Source organism: Chitinophaga sp. G7 BAM 1005, from assembly GCF_057126945.1.
This window is the reverse complement of the sequence record NZ_CP181478.1, coordinates 6,797,567-6,816,223: the sequence shown is the minus strand read 5'-3', so window position 1 is coordinate 6,816,223 and position 18,657 is coordinate 6,797,567. Positions and strand designations below refer to the sequence as shown.

Annotated in this window: 16 protein-coding genes; 9 read left to right on the top strand and 7 right to left on the bottom strand. The window is 45.4% G+C overall.

All coding sequences use genetic code 11. From position 1 onward, the window contains the following. Positions 1-391 precede the first annotated feature (391 nt). The 6 genes from ricT to radA form a co-directional block, all read right to left on the bottom strand. Positions 392-1,927: a regulatory iron-sulfur-containing complex subunit RicT gene (gene ricT / locus ACMXI2_RS27495; protein WP_483779097.1), complete on the bottom strand. Its 1,536-nt coding sequence runs from the start codon at positions 1,925-1,927 to the stop codon at positions 392-394. 147 nt (positions 1,928-2,074) lie between these two features. After that, positions 2,075-3,214 carry a DNA polymerase III subunit gene (locus ACMXI2_RS27490; RefSeq protein WP_483779096.1) on the bottom strand — a complete coding sequence of 380 codons (1,140 nt, stop codon included), beginning with the start codon at positions 3,212-3,214 and terminating at the stop codon, positions 2,075-2,077. Between the two features lie 24 nt (positions 3,215-3,238). Next, positions 3,239-3,790, bottom strand: a complete 552-nt coding sequence (locus ACMXI2_RS27485) for a hypothetical protein (protein ID WP_483779095.1) — start codon at positions 3,788-3,790, stop codon at positions 3,239-3,241. A 118-nt stretch (positions 3,791-3,908) separates the two neighbouring features. Then, complete coding sequence (locus ACMXI2_RS27480) at positions 3,909-4,430, bottom strand: glutathione peroxidase (RefSeq protein WP_111577280.1); 522 nt, start codon at positions 4,428-4,430, stop codon at positions 3,909-3,911. A 95-nt stretch (positions 4,431-4,525) separates the two neighbouring features. Continuing rightward, entirely contained in the window at positions 4,526-5,215 is a 690-nt protein-coding gene (locus ACMXI2_RS27475) for a ComF family protein (protein ID WP_483779094.1), read from the bottom strand. A 25-nt stretch (positions 5,216-5,240) separates the two neighbouring features. Then, the gene (gene radA / locus ACMXI2_RS27470) at positions 5,241-6,617 is read right to left on the bottom strand and encodes a DNA repair protein RadA (protein WP_483779093.1); all 1,377 of its coding nucleotides are present in this window, start codon (positions 6,615-6,617) and stop codon (positions 5,241-5,243) included. A gap of 560 nt (positions 6,618-7,177) precedes the next feature. On the opposite strand from radA, the gene ACMXI2_RS27465 reads away from it, so the two are divergent. The 8 genes from ACMXI2_RS27465 (at position 7,178) to pyrH (ending at position 16,701) form a co-directional block, all read left to right on the top strand. Further along, positions 7,178-7,870, top strand: coding sequence for a zinc metallopeptidase (locus ACMXI2_RS27465; protein WP_483779092.1), 693 nt, complete (start codon positions 7,178-7,180; stop codon positions 7,868-7,870). 259 nt (positions 7,871-8,129) lie between these two features. Then, entirely contained in the window at positions 8,130-11,195 is a 3,066-nt protein-coding gene (locus tag ACMXI2_RS27460; protein WP_483779091.1) for a SusC/RagA family TonB-linked outer membrane protein, read from the top strand. 53 nt (positions 11,196-11,248) lie between these two features. Further along, positions 11,249-12,625, top strand: a complete 1,377-nt coding sequence (locus ACMXI2_RS27455) for a RagB/SusD family nutrient uptake outer membrane protein (RefSeq protein ID WP_483779090.1) — start codon at positions 11,249-11,251, stop codon at positions 12,623-12,625. A gap of 268 nt (positions 12,626-12,893) precedes the next feature. Next, a complete protein-coding gene (gene rplM / locus ACMXI2_RS27450) occupies positions 12,894-13,337 on the top strand; it encodes a 50S ribosomal protein L13 (RefSeq protein ID WP_079471351.1) in 444 nt (147 codons plus the stop codon). Between the two features lie 14 nt (positions 13,338-13,351). After that, positions 13,352-13,741 (top strand): 30S ribosomal protein S9, encoded by a 390-nt coding sequence (gene rpsI / locus ACMXI2_RS27445; protein ID WP_079471350.1) that lies wholly within the window; start codon positions 13,352-13,354, stop codon positions 13,739-13,741. Positions 13,742-13,833: 92 nt separating this feature from the next. After that, positions 13,834-14,829, top strand: a complete 996-nt coding sequence (gene rpsB / locus ACMXI2_RS27440) for a 30S ribosomal protein S2 (protein ID WP_370908740.1) — start codon at positions 13,834-13,836, stop codon at positions 14,827-14,829. A gap of 132 nt (positions 14,830-14,961) precedes the next feature. Further along, positions 14,962-15,786, top strand: a complete 825-nt coding sequence (gene tsf / locus ACMXI2_RS27435; protein ID WP_079471348.1) for a translation elongation factor Ts — start codon at positions 14,962-14,964, stop codon at positions 15,784-15,786. Positions 15,787-15,987: 201 nt separating this feature from the next. Further along, a complete protein-coding gene (gene pyrH, locus ACMXI2_RS27430) occupies positions 15,988-16,701 on the top strand; it encodes a UMP kinase (RefSeq protein ID WP_079471347.1) in 714 nt (237 codons plus the stop codon). A gap of 68 nt (positions 16,702-16,769) precedes the next feature. On the opposite strand, the gene ACMXI2_RS27425 is transcribed toward pyrH, so the two are convergent. Beyond that, the gene (locus tag ACMXI2_RS27425) at positions 16,770-17,888 is read right to left on the bottom strand and encodes a DUF3298 and DUF4163 domain-containing protein (protein WP_483779089.1); all 1,119 of its coding nucleotides are present in this window, start codon (positions 17,886-17,888) and stop codon (positions 16,770-16,772) included. Between the two features lie 85 nt (positions 17,889-17,973). Between ACMXI2_RS27425 and pdxH the strand changes: the two genes are divergently transcribed. Then, entirely contained in the window at positions 17,974-18,621 is a 648-nt protein-coding gene (gene pdxH / locus ACMXI2_RS27420) for a pyridoxamine 5'-phosphate oxidase (RefSeq protein ID WP_483779088.1), read from the top strand. Positions 18,622-18,657: the final 36 nt, after the last annotated feature.

The window sequence follows — 18,657 nt, the reverse complement described above, 5'->3', positions numbered from 1 at the left end:
GAAGAGATATAAATAGCATTTTTTTAAGTTTTCTCATAAGCAAAAACCAATTGTTAACAAAGGCTGCCTCGTCTGGGCGGCCTTTTATTTGGTTTTCTCTGACAATATTTCCCACCATCTGGTATTCCAAAAATATGCTGTCCCGGAGGGGGCATAGTGCATGGTGAGTGCATTGATAGTGCATTGATAGTGCATTAACAGTGCATTAATAGTGCATGAGGAGTGCATGCTAACTGTATTGATAGTGCATGGATAGTCCATGACATACGCAAGCCCGAAGCATTGGCGAGGCATCTGAGAGGTAATGGTAATAGGAGATGGGGCTTCATGTGTCTGTTTTGCATTACGCCAACAAAAAAGACAACCAGCTGGTTGTCTTTTTTGTTTTTATTTATTGTCCTTTTTCAGGATTATTGTTCTTGTTAGGATTGGGCGGCCGGTGTTTATGTCTTGGCGGGCGCCTGTCTTGCCGGGGAGCGCCTCCCTGCCCGGGTTGCGCCGGTTGTTGCCCGGGTTGTTTGGGAGCAGCTGGTTGTCTTTGTCCCTGCTGTTGTTCCGGACGAGGTGGCTGTTGCTCGTTACGGGGTTGTTGTTCACGCCCCTGTTTTGGCTGGCCTCCACCTTGCCGCTGGCGGTTGTCCGGTTTCGGTTTGCGCTCTGAGTTCTGGCGGTTATCGGGTCTTTGACCAGCTTTGGGGGAATCAGTTCTTGGCTGACCCTGGCCCTGGGCTTGTTTTGGTTCCCCGCGTTCCGGGCGTTCTCCACGCTCGCCGCGTTCTCCGCCTCTTTGTTGTTTTTGTTTGTCTTTATCTTTCTGTTTACGCTTTTGTGCTGTTTTTTCGAGAGATTTCAGACTGATTAACCCAACCACATCTGCGTATCCGAGATCCGCTTCTTTTGGTTTGGCGGTTACTACTTCTACCGGTTTCAGGTCGTCCGGTTTAATACCCTGCCTATTCAGGAGGCGTATTTCCTTAGCCCTGGAAATGGTGAGTGGATACTGTTTGTTACTGCCTTCATAAGAATACCACATGAGGCTTTTGAAGATATCCCGTTTCTGCAGGTGGGCAACGCCGCCGGCAGTTTCAATGTTATCCGCATCGTCGGGGAAGTCTTTCAGGGCATCGAGGTAGGTATCGAGCTCATAGTTGAGGCAGCATTTCAAACGGCCGCATTGTCCGGATAACTTGGCCTGGTTGATAGACAGGTTCTGGTACCGGGCAGCGGTAGTATTCACGCTTTTGAAATCAGACAGCCACGTGGAGCAGCATAGCTCCCTGCCGCAACTGCCGATGCCACCTACTTTTCCGGCTTCCTGGCGGGCGCCTATCTGGCGCATTTCCACCTTGGCCCTGAATTCAGAGGCATATACTTTGATCAATTCTCTAAAATCAACGCGATCATCTGCTGTGTAGAAGAAAGTGGCTTTACGGCCATCGGCCTGTATTTCCACTTCTGCCAGCTTCATTTCAAGCCCGAGGTTGCGGGCAAGGGCTCTGGATTTTATGAGCGCCTCTTTCTCGCGGGACTTGTTGTCATTCATTCGCTGCAGGTCGTCGTTAGTTGAACGGCGCAGCACTTTTTTTACTTCGGGTGTGTCTTCAGCGCGTCGCTTCTTCATCTGTAGTTTTACCAGTTCGCCCGTCAGGCTTACTGTGCCAACGTCAAATCCGCTAACTCCTTCTACGGTCACCATTTCTCCTTTATCAAAGAATTGTTTGGTTACGTTACGGAAAAAGTCCTTGCGGCTGCCATTGTTAAAACTCACTTCTATAATGTCAAATGGTGCTAAGCTATCACCAAGGGGAATATTGGACAGCCAGTCAAACACATTCAGTCTGTTACAACCTCCCGTGCTGCATCCTCCATTACTCTTGCATCCTGACGGCTTCCCTTCCACACCCGTACCACATCCGGCACAAGCCATATTATTAATTAGTTTAAATTTTATAAATAAGCATTTCAGGTTATTCCAGTTCTTCAAAATACGTTTTTCCTTTCAGAAAAACAAAAGGCCGGAAGCAACAAAGATAGGGAAAAGCAGCTTATAAGCTCCGCAGGATGCCGGTGGTTATTACATAACCGGTAAAGGTTTCTTTTTAAATATATATTGCAGCTTGATGGACAGGGCATGAAATAGCATCTTTCCGTTGGCGTTGCGTTCTATATAGTAGCTGGCGTTGTTCAGAGCTTCCGTGATCTCCTGCATCTGATCCAGGTTGGCCAGTTTGGCCAGCTTGGCGGCAAAGTCCATTTCTTCTGTGGAAAAAGCCAGCTGGCTTTTATCCAGGTATTGCAGGCGGAGCGTGTGTTCCAGCAGGTTGATGAAGTAGCGGAGGAACTGCTTTTGGTTTTCCCTGCCTGTTTTTGCGCTGGAGATGCCTTCGATCCATTCCTGGAGGGCTACCCGGTTACCGGTAAACAGGTGATTGAGCCAGCTGCGGAGCAATTCATGATAGTCGTCATCTGAATGCTGCAACAGGTACAGGGCTTCGCGGTAATTGCCTGCCGTAATGGTAGCCATCTGTTGGGCCTTTGCAGCAGGAACATGGCTTTTCTGGATCAACGCTGTCACCAGGTCTTCTTTTGCCAGCGGATTTATTTTGATAAGATGTGTTCTTGATAAGATGGTGGCCAGTATCTGTTCCTGGTTTTCCGCGATCAGGATAAACAGGGTATTCTGAGGCGGTTCTTCAATCAGTTTCAACAGGCGGTTACCTTCATTGCCCAGGTATTCAGGCATCCACATCACCAGTATTTTATAACCACTCTCAAAACTTTTCAGGTTTAGTTTATGGATAATGTCCTGGCACTCAGTAGCAGTAATGTTACCCTGTTTGTTTTCGGCGCCTATAAACTGCAGCCAGTCGTACGCATTGCCATAAGCATGTGTAGTTACAAATTCCCGCCATTCGGTGATATAGTCTGTGCTCACAGGTTTGTCGCCTGTTTTACGTGGAATAACCGGGTAGGAGTAATGAATATCCGGGTGTACAAATTGGGAGGCTTTGGTACATGCGGCGCATTGGCCGCAGGCATCATGTGTTTGTTTGTTTTCGCAAACCAGGTATTGTGTAAATGCCAGTCCAAGCGGAAGGCCGCCTGCACCTTCGGGAGCAAGCAGTATCATGGCATGACTTAGCCGGTTATGCTGTACGGATTGAACGAGCTGTTGCTTTACATCCCCTTGTCCTATGATATCAGAAAAAAGCATGGGCGCAAGATAACGAAAAGGGGTTTATTGAAGAGATACATAACAGGCATTTTCAAAGGTGCCGGTACCGTTGATCTGCTTCTCATTATCTGTAAAATAAAAGGCGCCGGAAATTGTTTGTGTCCGGAGATTCATTTTACGGACTGTTACGCTGGAAGAATCTGTGGTCAGGTAAGTGAATTCGCCATTGCTGTTTTTAATGGCTACAGCCACCAGTCCGCCGGTTTGCACTCCCTGCCGGGTATAGGTATAAGTTTTAAGGTGCAAACTATCATTCTTCAGCCCGGCTTCGTCGTACATACCATCGGTGAGGTTAAATACCACCCTGCAGGAATCAGATACGGTTTCCACGCTCAGGAATTTTAGCCCGCCGGTGTCGGTCCGTTCACGGAACAGGAGGCTGCGGCTAAAGGTCATGGTGTTGTTGCTGGTTCCTATGGTGGTAACCATTTGCATTTCCGGACATGAAAGCGAAGGGGGATCTACGTCGTGCTGGCACGCAGAAAGCATCACTAAAAAGCAAAGCAATGCCACTAGCGGCAAGGCGTTATTTGCAGGAACAAGGTAGTGTTTCATGAATATGGTTGCGCGTTGTATAATGAATAACAGGAAACTTACGTAAACGGATATACGTTTACGCAAGTTTCTGCAAAATTTCTTTTATACACAAAAGTTGGCTACAGGTAATAAAGAGCTACTTCTCAATTGCAGCAATCACTTCCGCTGACTCGGGCTGTGTTTTGGGAGAAAATACAGCTACCAGGTTACCTTTTTCATCCAGCAGATATTTCTGGAAGTTCCAGGTAACTTCAGCAGGCTCCATGTGTTTGGCTTTACTTTCATCCAGTAACCATTTGTACAGGGGATGAATGTCTGCGCCCTTTACGGAAATTTTGGCTGCCATCGGGAAGGTTACTGCATACTGCTTGGTGCAGAATTGTTGTATTTCCTTGTTGCTGCCGGGTTCCTGTGAACCGAAGTTATTGGCAGGGAAACCAACGATGACCAGCTTGTCGTGGTACTTCTTATAGAGTTTTTCCAGGCCTTCGTATTGAGGGGTGTTACCGCACAGGGAGGCGGTATTTACGATCAATACTTTCTTTCCCTTGTATTTGGAGAAATCGATTTTTCCTCCGTCAACGGCATCTACTTTGAAATCATAAAGATGGGAGGAGGCAAAAAGCATAACAACTGATAGTATAGCTAATCTGAACATATAGATTTTTTTTAAAGACAGATTAAAATGCAGCGTAGGGCTGTATTTGTAAAGTTAGCATTCCCGTGATAAAAAAAGAGAAGAATTTAGCCTGCTTATTTCCAGGCATAGGCAAGACAACAAACGCTTACCCGGGCGCCTGCCTGTTGAAGGGCTCTGCAGCAGGCTTCGGTGGTGGCGCCTGTGGTAATTACATCGTCGATCAGTAATACGTGTGAGCCATCTGGAAGGTTGCCATTGGCCTGGAAAGCGCTGGCTACGTTCTGCCACCGGTCTGTTCGTCCCTTTTTTGTTTGGGTGGCGGTGAATTGTTCCCTGCGGAGGGTGGCCGGGTATACCGGGAGCTGTACTACCTGTGCAATGCCATTGGCCAGGAGAGTGGCCTGGTTATAGCCGCGCTTCTTTTCCTTACGCGGATTCAGAGGTACCGGCGCCAGGAAATCTACATTGCTGATCCAGGAACTTTCCTGTAGCTGGTAACCGGTTTGTTTACCAAGCCAGGTAGCGATATCCGGACGTTGCCCGTATTTAAACCGGTGGATAAGGTGTTGCAGGCCGGACGACTGGTTATAATAATACGTGGCAGTGGCCTGTTGTACGGGAACCCTTCCGCTGAATACCTGCGCTACCGGGTTGTTGGGATAACGCTGGAAATGGGTAAGGGGTAGCGCCTGCATACAACGCAGGCATAATAGTTCATCCGTCTGATGCAGATCAGTGCCGCACAGCTCACAGCAATGCGGATAGAACAGATGAACCAGTGGGGAAAACAAACTGGTGAGCATCGAAAATTTTTTAAAGATATGGTAATCAGAATAACCGCTGATACACTTCTTCCACTCTTCCTACAGCAATTACTTCGATATGGAATTTACTGAAATCAATTCCTTTTTTGTTGTAACGGGAGATAAATATTTTCTCGAAGCCAAGTTTTTCTGCTTCTGCAATGCGTTGTTCAATGCGGTTTACGGCTCTTATTTCACCGCTAAGACCCACTTCTCCCGAAAAACAAATTTTGGGTGAAATGGCATTGTCTTCATAGGATGAAAGCAGGGCGCACAATACTGCCAGGTCAATGGCCGGGTCTTCCACGCGAATGCCGCCGGCAATGTTGAGAAACACGTCTTTTACACCGAAGTGGAAGCCGCCGCGTTTTTCGAGTACGGCCAGCAGCAGTTGCAGCCTGCGCAGGTCGAAGCCGGTGGCAGTACGTTGTGGTGTGCCATAAACGGATTGTGTAACGAGCGCCTGTACTTCTACGAGGAGCGGACGCATTCCTTCCATTGTGGCAGAAATGGCTACGCCGCTGAGGAGATCTTCCCGTTGTGAAATGAGGATCTCTGAAGGGTTAGTCACCTGTCTGAGTCCTGTGCCGGTCATTTCATAAATGCCCAGTTCTGCAGTAGAACCGAACCTGTTTTTGATGGTACGGAGAATGCGATAGGCATAATGTTGGTCGCCTTCGAACTGTAAAACCGTATCCACCATATGTTCCAGCACTTTTGGGCCGGCAATGGAGCCATCTTTGGTAATGTGTCCGATGAGAAATACGGGGGTATTACTTTCTTTGGCAAAGCGTTGTAATTCGGCGGTTGTTTCTCTGATTTGCGATACGCTTCCCGGTGCAGATTCTATAAATGGTGAATGCAGTGTTTGAATAGAATCGACAATGACCAGTTGTGGTTGTAATTTTTTTATTTCCTGGAAGATGGTTTGTGTAGAAGTTTCTGTAAGCAGATAGAATTGTTCATTGGAATTCTGGATGCGGTCGGCCCGCATTTTTATCTGTTGCTCACTTTCTTCACCGCTGATGTAAAGTGTTTTGATATGCTTCAGCTGTAGTGCGTTCTGGAGGAAGAGTGTTGATTTTCCGATGCCGGGTTCTCCGCCCACCAATACCAGCGAACCCGCTACTATGCCGCCTCCCAGCACACGGTTCAATTCATTGTCGGGTGTTAATATCCTTTCTTCATCTTTCGTAACTACTTCGGCGAGGTTAATTATTTTGTGTGTCCGGGAGGCTGGGGTATCGTTGTTTTTCCACTCGGCTTGTTTGAGTGGAATATCTTTTTGCACTCTTTCTTCTACAAACGTATTCCATTCTCCGCAACTCGGACATTTTCCATTCCATTTCGCTGATTCATATCCACAATTCTGACAGAAAAAAGCGGTTTTAATTTTACTCATAATTTTCATAAAAAGGATGCGTTACAAAGTAACGTTTTTACGTTTATTGAACCGAAATGATAAGAAGAGAAGTGTTAAAAAAGGAGATGAAGCCGTATAAAAAGAGAAAAGAGCCAAACGGAAGATTCCGCTGACTCTTTCTACTTACTAACCCATTAAATTCAGGTCTAAATTACAAAATGGCTTCAGAATAAAAAAGTTTATTTAATTGATGTGAATAACTTTTGAGGTATTGGCAGGACATGAGAAAGTGGCTGCCATCGCTTGTTTCAGGGGTTGTTTTTATCTAATATTACTTTCATTGGGGGCTCGTAAAATGTTGATAAATAGGGTTGATGTTGATGATTTTTGTATATGAATAAATGTTAATAAAACACATTTTTATAAATGACAAACAGGCGCTTTTTTGCGTTAAAAAATAATTTTAACGCCATAATGACAGTGTTAAATTTATAATTTCCAGACAAAAAGCAGGGATGGCAGTCAAGTGCTAAATAAAACTTAAAAGGGGGGATCTGGTGAGATATTTGTGCCATAAGATCATCTAACTTTATATCATTATGACACCTGGAATCATGTTTTTATCGCTGATTTTTGTGGGGATCAGCCTGCTGGTAAGCTTCGTGCTCAAAAGTAAGTTCCGGGCTTACAGCGAAATACCCACCTCTTCCGGTTTAACCGGTAAGCAGATTGCAGAGAAGATGCTGAAAGACAATCAGATATACGGCGTTCAGGTACGTGAATCGCAAGGATTTCTGTCCGATCACTATAACCCGGCCGATAAAACCGTAAATCTGAGTCCCGACGTATACAATGGCGCCAATGTGGCCGCTGCGGCAGTGGCGGCCCATGAGTGCGGACACGCGGTGCAGCACGCAGCAGCCTATCCCTGGCTGGGCCTCCGGTCCAGGCTGGTACCTATTGTGCAGGTCAGCTCCAATATCGTTTCGTGGGTATTGTTGGCCGGTATCCTCCTCATAAACACCTTCCCGCAGCTGTTACTGGCCGGTATTATTCTTTTTGGGCTTACTACCTTATTTTCCGTGGTAACGCTGCCAGTGGAGTTCGACGCTTCCCGCAGGGCCCTTGCCTGGCTGGATAACACCACCATTATGCGCAGAGAGGAACACGACAAGGCAAAAAATGCCCTCTGGTGGGCTGCTATGACTTATGTAGTAGCGGCACTCGCTTCTATCGCCACGCTGGTATATTATGTATTAATATATACAGGCGCAAGGAGCAGGAACAACTAATTAAATAAGATTGTTATATTATTGAAGGCGACCATTAGGGTCGCCTTTTTTATTTAATCCCTTGTAGATTTACTTATTTAACATTTTTTTAAGAAAAGTAGAAATTTTTTTTTAGTTTTACTCCACGGAAAAGGTCAACCAATTTTCCGGTGTTTTTTGCTTATATGGGAATTAAGCCCAATGTATCACTTGTTCAACCAAATCATTCAACCAAATAGTTCAGCCTGCTGACATTAAATCTAAATCTAAACTTAGAACCATGATGCGATTCTTCTCGTTTATGGGCATCCTATTGCTATTTTGCATGCTTTCGTTTGCCCAATCCAAACAAGTTACCGGTAAAGTTACCGACCAGAGAGATGGTAGTCCCTTGCCTGGTGTAACCGTTAAGGTGAAAGGTCTTAAAGAAGGGACCATTACCAACGCCGACGGTGTATTTAAACTGAATGTGGAACCTGAGGCTTCTACACTCGTATTCTCATTTATTGGGTATACTGACCAGGAAGTGCCCGTTTCAGGCAGAAGTACTATTAATGTTGCACTGGGTAGCAGTAGCAAGGATATTTCCGAAGTAGTGGTAGTCGGTTACGGAACCCAGCTTAAACGCGATGTAACCGGATCCATTGCCAAAATCAACGCTAAAGAAATAGAAGATATTCCTGTTCCAAGCTTTGAACAGGCTATTCAGGGTAAGGCTGCCGGTGTGGTAATCGAATCCGGTAGTGGTAAAGTAGGGCAGGGTATCAAAGTAAGAATTCGTGGTACATCTTCTATCTCTGCCAGCAGTCAGCCATTATACATTGTGGATGGGATGCCGGTTGAAAGCAGCCTCCAGTCAGATGCCAATAATGAAGTTACCAACCCCCTCGTTGATATTAACCCAAATGATATTGAATCGGTGGAAGTACTGAAAGACGCGTCTGCATCGGCTATTTACGGAGCCCGCGCCTCCAATGGCGTAGTACTGGTAACTACCAAAAAAGGTAAGCTCAACCAGAAAACAATTTTTAACCTGGATGTAAACACAAGCTGGGCCAAGCCAACAAAAAAGCGCGGATTCCTGGATGCAAAAGAATATATAGATCTGATCCATGAGGCAGCAGTAAATGATGGTAAAACAGATTTCGCCAATGGCGATACCGGTTATGATACCGAGCAGGAAGCTATAGAAGACTATACAAAATTGTATGACTCTGATATCCTGGACTATTATTCATTAGGCACCGACTGGCGGAACCTGGCCGTAAATACCAACTGGGAAGACCAGGTATATCGTGATGTGGCAAGATCCAACCAGGTAAACCTTTCCGCTACAGGTGGTAACGAAAAGACAAGATTTTTTGTTTCCGGTTTCTACAGCGGTCAGGATGCGATAGTGATCAATAACAGGTTTACCCGTTATGGTGCGCGTTTGAGCCTTGATCACCAGGCTACCGATAAACTGAACATCGGCATCAATATGAGCGTAAACCGTTCACAGCTCGACAGGGTTACGGACGACAACTCCTTCTCTACTCCAGGTCAGCTGGTGGCACAAGTACCTATTTCTCCATTAATCGATCCTGAAACGGGAAAGCCCAATGCAAGAACTTTGTACGACAACGGTTTGCTGGATGCATTATACGATACCGATAAACAGATCACTTTCCGCACCCTCGGGAATGTTTATGCAAGCTACCAATTTCTGCCCTGGCTGAACTTCCGCTCTGAAGTAGGAACGGATATCGTTAATATGAACGAAGATTACTTCAAAAGTAAACTATCGCAGGATGGAGCCGGCATTGGTAAAGGGCAATCCATCAATGCACAGAGTATATCCCTGAACACCAATAATTTCTTTACCATTAATCCTGAGCTGGGTGGCAAGCATAAATTGTCTATGGTGTTAGGTATGAGTTACCTGCAGAATGATAACCGATCTTCAAGTATTCAGGCAGAAGGTTACCCGTCAGATGCGGTGAAAAACCTGTCAGGAGCTACCACGGTAACTTTCGGTAGTTCTGAAAACTACAAGTATACTTTCCTTTCTTATTTCTTCAGAGCTAATTATAGCTATGACGAAAAATATCTTGCAGGATTTAGTATAAGGGCAGACGGTTCTTCCCGTTTCGGCCCGGATAACAAATACGGTGTGTTTCCTGCCGGTTCATTGGGCTGGATAATTTCGCAGGAAGATTTCCTGAAAAATTCAAAAGCAATCAGTTTCCTGAAATTGAGAGCCAGTGCAGGTTTGACAGGTAACGCCGAAATAGGTGAAAGCCGCTTCCTATCCCTCTACAATATTACCAACTATCCAAATCTACCAGGTTTTCAGCCAAGAACCATTGGTAACCCTGATCTGAAATGGGAAAAAACAGTTCAGGTAGACGCGGGTCTTGAGTTTGGATTTTTAAATAACAGGATTTCCGGTGAAATAGATGTCTATAAAAAGAATACAACAGACCTGTTACTAAGTGTAAATATTCCGCTTACCACTGGTTATGCCAGCATCTACCGTAACCTCGGGAAAATGGAAAACAAAGGGATAGAATTTTCCCTGACTACCCGTAACCTGGAAGGTGAATTTAAATGGAATACTACTTTCAACATCGCATACAATAAGAATAAAATCACCGATCTCCAGGGACAGATCATCAATACCGGTTCACAACGTGCAGTTGAAGGAGAGGCGATTGGCTCTTTTTATTTACCGAAGTTTGCCGGTGCAGATCCCGAAACAGGCGTAGCACTGTATCTCGATTCAAGCGGCAAAACAACAACAGATTTCAGTCAAGCGCCTAAAATGGTGGTGGGTAATTCTAATCCTGATTTTACCGGTGGTTTCACGAATAATTTCTCCTACAAAGGATTTGACCTGAGTGTTTTCTTCACATTTGTAAATGGTAATTCCATCTACAACGGTGCAGGTATCTATCAAACCACAGGATTTGCAAACGGACTGGATAACCAGACAAGGGACATCCTTAACAGATGGCAGAAACCTGGCGATATTACCAATGTTCCTAAGGTGGGCTACTATTATGGTACTGGTGCAGAAGCAACTTCCCGCTATATTTATAATGGTTCTTATATACGTTTGAAGAATGTAACACTGAGCTACAATCTGCCTAAAAGGGCTATCTCTGCTTTGAAGATTCAGGGCATTAAAGTATATGTGGCAGGTTACAATCTCTGGACTAAAACCGATTATCTGAGCGATCCGGAAGTGAATACAGCTCCTTTGGCATCGGAAACAAATACTTCTACCAATACTTCCGGTGGGGTTGACTTTTATACCATTCCTCAGGCAAGAACATTTACAGCAGGAGTGAATATCCGTTTTTGATGGACCAGCTGTAATTAAAGGTTCTGTTATCGTAAATTAAAAACACTCAAAACATGAAAATCACAAAATATATAATCCATGCATCGTTAGGGCTTATGCTGATAGCGGGTAATGGTTGCAATAAAAAACTGGATGTACTTCCCCAACAGCAGATAACGCCTGAGCAAATCACTACCGGAGAGGACGTAAAGGCGGTTCTCTTTGGAAGTTACAGTGCGTTGCAGCATTTTAACTCTTTCGGAGAACGTAACCTGTTTGTGGCTGATTTGCTGGCGGGCGATGAACAACTGAAATGGGTAGGTACCTTTGTTAACTACAGACAGGTATTCCAGAAAAGACAGGATAAAACGCTCAGCATTGCAGAAGGCATGTGGGGGCGCGCCTATATTGCCATTGCAGGCGTAAACACCGTGCTGGAAAAAATCAGTGTGGTAGATACAAGTGAGCAAAAGAGTATTGCAGCAGAAGCGAAATTCATCAGGGGCATCGTTTATTTTGACCTGGTAAATTTCTTTGGACAGCCTTATTCTGCCGGTAGTACTTCCACCAACGAAGCCGTACCGTTGATACTGGAATCTGTGGGAACCTATGTACCTGACCGGGATAACAAACCACGAGCCTCTGTTGAAAACGTATATAAACAGGTGATACAAGACCTCACAGATGCGGCTGCAGCGTTACCGGAATCCAATGATGATGGCCGTGCCACAAAATATTCCGCGCTGGCTTTCCTGGCCCGTGTGTATATGAACCAGGGAAAATATGCAGAAGCGGCTACCGCAGCCAATGATGTGATCACCAATGGCGGTTTCAACCTGGAAAACAGCATCGAAAAGGCATTTAATAATATTGCCGCTTCCTCTGAAGACATTTTCACTATCCAGCAAACTACGCAAAGTAATGCCGGTACATCTAATAATGGTATGACCACCTTCTATGCTGCAAAGCCTGTTGGAAGGGGAGATGCACAGATCTTGCCTGCGTTCCTGGATCGTTATGAAGACAGCGATACACGTAAGGCTTTTGTATATAGCGGGGTGAGCATTACCGGTGCGCCTGGTACTTACACCGGCAAATTCAGTGATTTGTATAAGGCGATCCCTATTGTTCGTCTTTCTGAAGTAATCCTGACAAGAGGGGAAGCTAACTTCCGCAAGGGAGGCGCTCCTGTTGGAGGTGTAACGCCGCTGGAAGATATAAACGAGGTGAGAAGCAGGGCAAAAGCGACTCCGTTGCTGGTAGTTACTGCTAATGACTTTGCGGATGAGCGGTTCAGGGAGCTTGCCTTTGAAGGCGACCGTTTGTGGACGGTTAAGCGTTTGAAGCTGAAGGTGGGTAACCTGAACTACAATGATCCTAAACTGGTTTTACCGGTGCCGCAATCTGAAAGAGATGTAAATCCCAACCTGAGTCAGAATCAGGGGTATTGAACATCTACTGCTGTTAAAAAAAAGCACCTGGTTGTTTGACCAGGTGCTTTTTTTATGCGTTTATATAATAAAAAAAGTAGTTATCAACCGTGCAGGTAGCTGCTGTTAATAACTTTTATACAAATTCTTTATTGAAAATCAATCAATTGCAAAGGTGCCCTGTAAAAAAGTGCCCAAAATGTATGGTTATTAAGAATGGGCAATGTACCTTTGCACTCCCCATAATCGGGGAATTGTTTACAAGACGTAATTTTTATCGTATACAACAATGAATACATTAAGTTTCAGAACTAAATCGGCTAACGACGCTTACGTAAAGCGTGACTGGCATATAGTAGATGCTACCAACCTGACACTGGGAAGAGTAGCTGCTAAGATGGCTGCTATCCTGAGAGGTAAAAACAAGCCTTACTATACGCCTCATACTGATTGTGGTGATTATATCATCGTGATCAATGCAGAGAAGATTGCCCTGACCGGCAACAAAATGCAGGAAAAAGAATACATGCACTACACTGGTTTTCCAGGTGGTCAGAGAATCGAATTAGCAAAGGACCTGATCCGTCGCCGTCCTGAAGTGTTGATCGAAAAGGCTGTTAAAGGTATGTTGCCTAAAAACCGTCTGGGCCGTGCGATGTACAAAAAATTATTTGTATATGCTGGTGCTGAACATCCTCATGCTGCGCAGAAACCACAACCATTAACTTTCTAATTTTTCTCTGATACATGGAAAAGCAAAAAAATACAATAGGTCGTCGTAAGGAAGCTGTTGCCCGTGTTTACATCAACAAGGGTACCGGTAACATTACTGTTAACGACAAAGATTATAAAAACTACTTTTCTTTGATCTACCTGCAGAACCAGGTGGAACTGCCTTTCAAAACTATCGAGGCGCTCGATAAATTTGATGTGAAAGTGAATGCACAGGGTGGTGGTATCAAAGGTCAGGCAGAAGCTATTAAGCTGGGTATTGCCCGTGCTTTATGCGAAGTGAACATTGAGTTCCGTCCTGCATTGAAAGCTGCAGGTTTGCTGAAACGTGATCCACGTGGAGTTGAACGTAAGAAACCAGGTAAAGCGAAAGCAAGAAGAAGCTTCCAGTTCTCTAAACGCTAATATTTTTGAGCTATTGGCCGTTAGCTCCGGGCTAATTCGCCGGATGCTAAAAGCTAAACATTATTTGATCCTTTTAATTGAGCAATATAAACATGGAAAATAATACCTCATTGCAGCAGCAGTTACTGGAGGCAGGTGTTCACTTCGGTCACCTGAAGAAAAAGTGGAATCCCAAGATGCTGCCTTATATTTTCGCAGAAAAGAAAGGTATTCATATCATTGATCTGAACAAAACCGTAGAAGGATTACAGGAAGCAGCAGCTGCCCTGAAATCTATCGCAAAGAGCGGTAAGAAGATCATGTTCGTTGCTACTAAAAAGCAGGCGAAAGAAATCGTGGCAGATGCTGCGCGTAACATCAATATGCCTTTCGTAACTGAAAGATGGTTGGGTGGTATGCTCACTAACTTCTCTACGATCCGTAAGAGTGTAAAGAAAATGCAGAGCATTGAAAAAATGCTGCAGGACGGTACATTCGATAACATTACCAAGAAAGAACGTCTTACTTTAAGCCGCGATAAAGAGAAAATGGAGAAAGTGCTGGGTGGTATTGCCCAACTGGCACGTGTACCGGCAGCGTTGTTTATGGTTGATATCAGCCACGAACACATTGCACTGGCAGAAGCTAAGCGTCTGGGTATTTCTACTTTCGGTATGGTGGATACCAACTCTGATCCTACCAAAGTAGATTTCGCTATCCCTGCGAATGACGATGCTACTAAATCTATCGCTATCATCACCAGCTACATCTGCGCAGCTATCGCTGAAGGTCTTTCTGAAAGAGCTACAGAGAAATCTGAAGAAGTAGAGGAAGAAGAAGAAGCAGACGATAAGGCACGCAAATTTGAAGTTGAAGGTGGTGAAGACCGTGAAAGAGGTCGCAAACCAGGAGCACCAGGTGGTGGTCGTGGTCCGGGCGGTCCTGGTGGTGCTAACCGTGGTGGCGGCGGCCGTGGTCCTGGTGGCCAGGGCGGTGGCGCTAACCGTGGCGGCGGCGGTCCTAACCGTGGTGGTGGTGCAGCAGGCGGACAACGTCGTCCATCTGGCGCCGGCAGCAGCGGTCCAAGAAAACCAGGCGGCGGAAGATAATATTTTAAGCTTTTAGCTATTAGCCTTTAGCAGTTAGTTCAACCATCATGGTCTCTAACAGCTAAAGGCTAATAGCTGAAAGCAGATTTAGTACTTGCAATAATTTTTACAACATAAAACTAATTATAGCTCATGGCAACAATTACAGCAGCTGATGTAAATAAACTGCGTCAGCAAACTGGTGCTGGTATGATGGATTGCAGAAAGGCACTGGTAGAAAGTGATGGCGATTTTGAAAAAGCAGTAGACTACCTGCGTAAGAAAGGTCAGAAAGTGGCCGCTTTACGTTCCGATCGTGAAACCAAAGAAGGCGTTATCATCGCTAAAACAGCTGCAGATGGTAAATCCGGCGTTATCGTGGGTCTGGGTTGTGAAACTGACTTCGTTGCTAAAAACGAAGACTTCGTAAAATTTGCACAGTCAATCGTTGATCTGGCACTGGCTAGCGGTATCAAAACCGTTGAAGACCTGAATGCTGCTCAACTGGATGGCGCAAGCGTTGCTGATAAAGTAAACGACCAGGTGGCAAAAATCGGTGAAAAAATCACCCTCAATAAATTCGAATTCGTTGAAGCTGGTGGCGTAACCTCTTACATTCACGGTAACTACCGTATGGGTGTACTGGTTGCTTTCTCTAAGCCTGTTTCTGAAGAAGTAGGTAAAGATATCGCTATGCAGATCGCAGCAATGAGCCCGATCGCAGTTGATGCGGATAGCGTTCCTGCTGAACTGATCGCCCGCGAAAAAGAAATCGCTGTTGAACAGGTGAAAGCTGAAGGTAAACCTGCTGAAATGGCTGAAAAGATCGCTGCCGGTAAAGTAAATAAATTCTTCAAAGAAAGCACCCTGCTGCAACAGGCTTTCGTTAAGGACAATAACAAGTCCGTAGCGGATTACCTGAAGTCCGTAGATGCTGACCTGAAAGTAACCAGCTTTAAGCGAGTTGCTTTAGGTTAAGAAAAATAGATCAAAAAAAAGGAGAGAATTCGTTTCTCTCCTTTTTTTTGCGCATAACTAATCATACACATAGAAGGACAGTAAACAGGTATCAGAAAAGGCATTTTTTTCTTCCTTTCCTCCTTTCTGCATTTAAGTTGTATATTAGAATACCGTAATCAGTATTAGGAAAATCACAATCTTACAATATTTTATAGCGTCATGTTGCCAAAGTATAAGCGTATTTTACTCAAATTGAGCGGGGAGGCCCTCATGGGAGATGCAAATTATGGTATTGATCCGAAGGTGATATCTCAGTATGCCTACGATATTAAGGCAGTTACCGATCTGGGAGTTCAGGTAGCCATCGTTATTGGCGGAGGTAATATCTACCGCGGAATGAACGAAGCCGATACCGGTATTGAAAGAGCCCAGGGAGATTACATGGGAATGCTCGCCACCGTGATCAATGGTATGGCTCTCCAAAGCGGTCTGGAAAGAGTTGGACTTTATACCCGCCTCCAGTCTGCCATCAAAATGGAACAGATCGCGGAACCTTATATCCGTCGCCGCGCTATCCGCCACGTGGAAAAAGGTCGCGTAGTAATATTCGGAGGTGGTACCGGTAACCCGTACTTCACCACTGACACCGCCGCCTCCTTACGCGCTATAGAAATTCAGGCCGATGTAATCCTCAAAGGAACCCGTGTAGATGGAATCTATACTGCTGATCCTGAAAAAGATAAAACAGCTACCCGCTACGAAACCATTACTTTCTCAGAAGTATACCAGAAATCCCTCAACGTGATGGATATGACAGCCTTTACCCTTTGCCAGGAAAATAAGCTGCCTATTATCGTGTTTGATATGAACCGTCAGGGTAACCTCCTGAATGTGATCATGGGTAAAAATGTGGGTACTTTAGTAAAGGGATAAGTAAACGCATAAAAAAAGCAGCGGAGAGTAATTTGTCTTCGCTGCTTTTTTATGCCCTCACCCGGCGGTTATTTTAATATACTCTTCATCTCCCCAAGCGGTATGTAGAGGGTTACCTGGCCCAGTGCATACGGCCCAATCTCGTAAGGTACATAACTAAATGCTACTCCTTTGCCGGTAACGATCATATTGTTATTCGGGGGGATGTTCTTTACCAGCAGGTTCTGATCCAATGCATCTTCTTCACTCATATTGAACCGTCTCCTGAAAGCTTTATCCAGCAACGCGCTCAGCGCTTCTTTATAACCCTGTTTAAAAATATCGTCGGGGGTAAGCACTTTACGTTTAGACAGATCCAGCGTGTAATAGGTGGCGCCCCAGTTACCATGCGCTCCACCGGTAAAGTCGTATGCATACTTTTCTATCACCAGTAAAGGCCAGGTGTTATACACTACTTTCATGTCGCTATCTGTAGTCCAGTTCCACGACGCGGTAGTGGTATTATCGTTAAACTCCGTGCTGTCGGCATCTTTAGCCGAATACCGGTAGCTCAGGATAAAGGAGTCGATCCCTTTTCGCAGGAATTTCTGCGGATCGGTAGCGCGACTGTTTCCTGTTACCTGGCCGATAATAAACCGGGCGGTGGTGCTATCCACCAGGGAGTCGGGCCATATGATACTGTTGGACACCGTGCCTACCGGCGATTTGGATATGGAAGGCGCCAGCCGTGCAGAATCGATCTGGTAGAATACTTTCAGGGGTACGGCGTTTTTCAGATCGGTATGCAGTTCAAAATGATAAGAGGTACCGTCGCCATGCCATACGCCTTTAAAATTCCCGTCGTCAGAAAGATAACCGCTGAAGAGGCGATCTTCCGAGCTGTTATTGGTTTCTTCATAAATATTCACCAGGGTAGAATCCAGGGTACCCCATAAAGAAATGGGTTGCCCGGTGCTATCATCGCAATAGTAGCCGCGGAACAGGTGGGGGGCGGTTTTCAGCAATTGCATGGTAATTTCCTTATTGCCCAGTTTTCCTTTGAGCTGGGTATAAAACAGGGGGGTAGAAGCCAGTGGTACAATGATGTTGGCAGTGTTGGCCGGCGCCTTGCCATTGTTGTTATTTCGTGTGTGACAGGAGAGTAGTGCAGCAGCTATCAGCAGTACCAGTAGAGAAACTCTTTTCATAGTATGATTTATATCAGGTACCTCAAAATTACTATTATCCTTCCATACCTTTGAGGACCCATTTGAATCATAAAAATAACAGACCATGTTGAACCAGAAAATAGCTGATTTACGAAAAGATTATAAGCTGGCTTCCCTGGATGAAAGTGAGGTAGCGCCTTATCCCTTGTCCCAGTTTGGGAGATGGTGGGAGGATACTATCAGCAGTGAAATTGATGAAGCTAATGCCATGACGCTGGCCACCAGTACACCGGATGGCCGTCCGTCTGCAAGGATTGTATTATTAAAGAGCTTTGATGACGATGGCTTTTTGTTTTTTACCAACTACGAAAGCCGCAAAGGGCAGGAACTGGCGTTGAATCCGCATGTTAGTCTGTTGTTCTTCTGGCGGGAGCTGGAGCGGCAGGTTCGTATAGAGGGTACCGTTAGTAAGGCGCCGGTATCGGTGAGTAATGAGTATTACAACAGCCGGCCGGAAGGTAGCCGGATAGGTGCCATTGCCTCGCCACAAAGCAAGGTCATTCCGGGCCGATCTTTCCTGGAGGAACAGGTAGAACAGGTAGCGGTAAAATATCAGCAGCAGGCCCCCCAGAGACCTGATTACTGGGGAGGTTATATAGTGAAGCCACAGGTGATGGAATTCTGGCAGGGGAGAAGCAGCCGGTTGCACGACAGGATACTGTATACGTTAACGCCGGAAGGTGGCTGGAAAATTGAGCGCCTGGCGCCTTGACCTCGTCTTCTAAATAAAAATGCCGCTAAGATCATG

Bases quoted from the DNA above. Each gene is read 5' to 3' on its own strand.
- ricT (WP_483779097.1), bottom strand. From the start codon at position 1,927: ATGGCTTGTGCCGGATGTGGTACGGGTGTGGAAGGGAAGCCGTCAGGA.
- ACMXI2_RS27490 (WP_483779096.1), bottom strand. From the start codon at position 3,214: ATGCTTTTTTCTGATATCATAGGACAAGGGGATGTAAAGCAACAGCTC.
- ACMXI2_RS27485 (WP_483779095.1), bottom strand. From the start codon at position 3,790: ATGAAACACTACCTTGTTCCTGCAAATAACGCCTTGCCGCTAGTGGCA.
- ACMXI2_RS27480 (WP_111577280.1), bottom strand. From the start codon at position 4,430: ATGTTCAGATTAGCTATACTATCAGTTGTTATGCTTTTTGCCTCCTCC.
- ACMXI2_RS27475 (WP_483779094.1), bottom strand. From the start codon at position 5,215: ATGCTCACCAGTTTGTTTTCCCCACTGGTTCATCTGTTCTATCCGCAT.
- radA (WP_483779093.1), bottom strand. From the start codon at position 6,617: ATGAGTAAAATTAAAACCGCTTTTTTCTGTCAGAATTGTGGATATGAA.
- ACMXI2_RS27465 (WP_483779092.1), top strand. From the start codon at position 7,178: ATGACACCTGGAATCATGTTTTTATCGCTGATTTTTGTGGGGATCAGC.
- ACMXI2_RS27460 (WP_483779091.1), top strand. From the start codon at position 8,130: ATGATGCGATTCTTCTCGTTTATGGGCATCCTATTGCTATTTTGCATG.
- ACMXI2_RS27455 (WP_483779090.1), top strand. From the start codon at position 11,249: ATGAAAATCACAAAATATATAATCCATGCATCGTTAGGGCTTATGCTG.
- rplM (WP_079471351.1), top strand. From the start codon at position 12,894: ATGAATACATTAAGTTTCAGAACTAAATCGGCTAACGACGCTTACGTA.
- rpsI (WP_079471350.1), top strand. From the start codon at position 13,352: ATGGAAAAGCAAAAAAATACAATAGGTCGTCGTAAGGAAGCTGTTGCC.
- rpsB (WP_370908740.1), top strand. From the start codon at position 13,834: ATGGAAAATAATACCTCATTGCAGCAGCAGTTACTGGAGGCAGGTGTT.
- tsf (WP_079471348.1), top strand. From the start codon at position 14,962: ATGGCAACAATTACAGCAGCTGATGTAAATAAACTGCGTCAGCAAACT.
- pyrH (WP_079471347.1), top strand. From the start codon at position 15,988: ATGTTGCCAAAGTATAAGCGTATTTTACTCAAATTGAGCGGGGAGGCC.
- ACMXI2_RS27425 (WP_483779089.1), bottom strand. From the start codon at position 17,888: ATGAAAAGAGTTTCTCTACTGGTACTGCTGATAGCTGCTGCACTACTC.
- pdxH (WP_483779088.1), top strand. From the start codon at position 17,974: ATGTTGAACCAGAAAATAGCTGATTTACGAAAAGATTATAAGCTGGCT.